The 2,780-nt window shown below is 69.6% G+C and carries 1 protein-coding gene; it reads right to left on the minus strand.

Features of this window, described 5'->3' with window-relative positions; all coding sequences use genetic code 11:
• Nucleotides 1-2,780 (minus strand): non-ribosomal peptide synthetase (locus tag QM806_RS40760; protein ID WP_283295029.1); only part of this gene is annotated, 2,780 nt, incomplete at both ends.

Genomic DNA, 2,780 nt, shown 5'->3' on the forward strand with positions numbered 1-2,780 from the left:
GTTGGGTGCGGGGGTCGAGCCAGACGAGTTGGAGCATGATCCCGTTCTCGGGATCGAGTCGGTGCGTTGCGGCGTCGAGTTGCGCGCGTGCCATCGCGGCGAGGTCGTTGTCGGAGTGCGTCTCGACCGCGACGTGGGTGATGAGGGGTGCGGCCGCGATTGTTCCGGCCGGTGGGATCTCGAGGACGGTGTCCTGGTCCGATATCCCGCGCCGGAGTCGGGCTCGGAGCATGTCGTGGTGGTCGAGGACCGTCTGCACGGTGGCGGTGAGGGTGTCGGTGTCCAGGTCGGGTGGTGCGGTGAGCAGGACTGCTTGGCAGTACGTGTCGAGGTTGCCGCCGCGTTCGAGCAACCACCGCGCGATCGGCACGAGCGGTGCGGTCCCGACACCACCGCCGGGAAGCTCGGCCAGCACGTCCGGGTTCCGGGTGGCCGCCACCTCGGCGAGTGCGGCCACGGTCTGGTGCTCGAAAACGTCGCGGGGAGTAACGAAGACACCGTCCTCGTGGGCACGGGCCACCAATTGGATGGCCATGATGCTGTCGCCACCGAGTGCGAAGAAGGATTCGTCGGCACTCACGGACGGCACGCCGAGGACCTCCGCGAAAACCGCGGCGAGGGCCGTCTCCGTCACGGTCGCCGGAGCGCGACCCGTGGCGACGTGTTCGGCGAAGTCGGGTGCGGGCAACTGCCGGCGATCGAGCTTGCCGTTCGGGGTCAGCGGCAGGCGGTCCAGGACCACCAGCGTTGCCGGCACCATCTGCGGTGCGAGAGTCGTTCGGGCGAAGCCGAGGACGCGACCGATGTCGACAGTCCTCGTCTGTGCACCGTCCCGGGCGGGCACGACGTACCCGATCAGGCGCTCGGCGCCTCGGTCGTCGGAACGAACCGACACCGCGGCCTGTGCGACATCCGGGTGGCGGACGAGCGTGGCCTCGACCTCGCCGGGCTCGATTCGGTAGCCGTGCAGCTGAACTTGGGCATCACTACGTCCGAGGAACTCGAGTTGACCCTGCGCGGTCCAACGTGCGAGGTCACCGGTGCGGTACATGCGTTCTCCGCGCCCGGCCGGGTCCGCCACGTACCGGGTCACCGTCAGCCCGGACCGGTGCAGGTACCCACGGGTGACCTGGTTCCCGGCAACGTACATCTCGCCGGTCACTCCGGTGGGTACGGGGTGGAGCCGCCGGTCGAGGACGTACACGCGCAGCCCCGGAACGGCCCGGCCGATGACCGACCGCGCAGCGGGACGGGTATCGCCGAGGGGATGCCTGGTCACGTGCACGGTGGTCTCGGTGATGCCGTACATGTTCACGAGCTGCGGTCGGGTTGGTTGGTGCCGGTCGAGCCAGTCGACGAGGTGACCGTGCTCGAGGGCTTCGCCGCCGAAGACGACGCACCGCAACGCCAGGTCGGTCGGCTGGTTCCGTTCCGCCGCGGCCAACTGGGCGAACGCGGTGGGCGTCTGGCACAGGACCGTCACCCGCTCCCGGCCGAGCAGGCCCAGGAACTCGTCGGGTGACCGCGCGGTGACGGTGTCGACGACGACGAGGCGGCCACCGTGCAGGAGGGCGCCCCACAACTCCCATACCGAGAAGTCGAAGGCGGCCGAGTGGAAGAGCGTCCACACGTCGGTCTCGGCGAACTCGAACGCAGTCCGCGTGTTGTCGAACAGCGTCGCGACATTGCGGTGTGTCACCACGACACCTTTCGGGCGTCCGGTCGACCCCGACGTGTACACGACGTACGCGACCGCGTCGGGGGTGAGCCCGGCCCGTCGCTCCGGATCGGTGATCGGTTCCGGCGACAGATCCATCAGGCACCCGCGTGTGTCCGCGTCGTCGACGAGCACCGTGGGCAGGTCCCTCCGCAAGCGGGCCGCGTGGTCGGTGGAGGAGACGAGACACACCGGGGCAGCGTCGGACATCGTGGCGTCGAGCCGGTCCGCCGGGTGACCGACGTCGAGGGCGAGGTAGCCGGCTCCCGCTTGCTGTGCGGCCAGCAGGGCGACGACCAGATCGATCGAGGGTGGCAGTGCTACGGCGACGACCGTGTCGGGGGCGGCGCCCAGTTCGACGAGACGCCGGGCGAGTCGGTAGACGCGGGCACCGAGTGCCGCGTAGGTGAGCGTTTCGTCGGCATCGGTCAGCACCGATTCGCCGGCGAAGCGGTGGACGGACCGAGTGAACCGGTCGGCGAGTGTGGCCTCGGCTGGTTCCGCCACGGGCGAAGGGGTATTCCACCCGGTCGTCAGCGTGGCCCGTTCGGTGGCGTCGAGGAGGTCGACGTCCCCGACTGGCCGGGCGGGGTCCGCGGTCACCGAGTCGAGGAGCCGGAGGAAGCGCACCGCGACACTCTCGACGGTGGTGCGGTCGAAGATGTCGGTGGCATAGGTCAACGCGGCCGACAGGCCGGGGTGTGCGGGGTCCGCATGTTCGCGGAGGGTGAGCTGAAGGTCGAACTTCGCGAGGGGCGGAGCGTCCTCGGCGACCGTCACCGTCAGGTCCGGCAGCTCGAGGTGGAGTGGTACCTCGGTCCCATAGTCGATCAGGACCTGGAACAACGGTGTGTGCGTCGTGGACCGCTCCGGCGCCAGCACGTCGACGAGCATCTCGAAGGGCACGTCGGCGTGCATGAATGCACCGAGGTCCGCATCGCGGGTTCTGGTCAGCACTTCGCGGAACGAATCGGCCGAGTCGACCGGGGTCCGGAGGACGAGCGTCCCGACGAACATGCCGACGAGTTGGTCCAGCCGGGGATCGGGGCGGCCGGCGACGGGG

Origin of the sequence: Rhodococcus sp. IEGM 1351, from assembly GCF_030056875.1 — a bacterium.
Taxonomy (GTDB): domain Bacteria; phylum Actinomycetota; class Actinomycetes; order Mycobacteriales; family Mycobacteriaceae; genus Rhodococcus_F; species Rhodococcus_F opacus.